The 566-nt window shown below is 71.4% G+C and carries 1 protein-coding gene; it reads left to right on the top strand.

From position 1 onward, the window contains the following. Positions 1-566, top strand: a 566-nt coding sequence (locus HUK84_RS22255) for an OPT family oligopeptide transporter (protein ID WP_176642051.1), incomplete at both ends; no start/stop codon positions are given.

Genomic DNA, 566 nt, shown 5'->3' with positions numbered 1-566 from the left:
GCCGCCACCCTGTTCTGCGGGCTGTTCGGCTTCCTGGTCGCGGCGGCATGCGGCTACATGGCCGGCATCGTCGGCTCGTCCTCCTCGCCGCTGTCCGGCATCGCGATCATCGCCACCGTCATGATCGCCGCCTTCCTGCTCGGGCTCGAACGGCTGGGCTGGATGCCGGCCGAATTCTCCGCCGGCGGCCAGCGGCTGGCGGTCGCCTTCGCGCTGTTCGTGCTGTCCGCCATCGTCGCCTCGTCGGCGATTTCCAACGACAATCTCCAGGACCTCAAGACCGGCCAGTTGGTCGGCGCCTCCCCCTGGCGCCAGCAGGCCGCCCTGCTGGTCGGCTGCGTCAGCGGCGCCGTGGTCATCCCGCCGGTGCTGGAACTGCTCTACCAGGCGTACGGCTTCGTCGGCGCCCTGCCCCGCCCGGGCATGGACCCCGCCCACGCCCTGGCGGCGCCGCAGCCGGCCCTGCTGGTCACCCTCGTCAACGGCATCTTCCTGCACCGGCTGGACTGGACGATGATCACACTGGGCGCCACCCTGGGCGTCGTGCTGATCGCGGCCGACCTGCT

The organism is Nguyenibacter vanlangensis, assembly GCF_013376155.1.
Taxonomy (GTDB): domain Bacteria; phylum Pseudomonadota; class Alphaproteobacteria; order Acetobacterales; family Acetobacteraceae; genus Gluconacetobacter; species Gluconacetobacter vanlangensis.
This window is presented reverse-complemented; position numbering and strand designations above follow the sequence as displayed.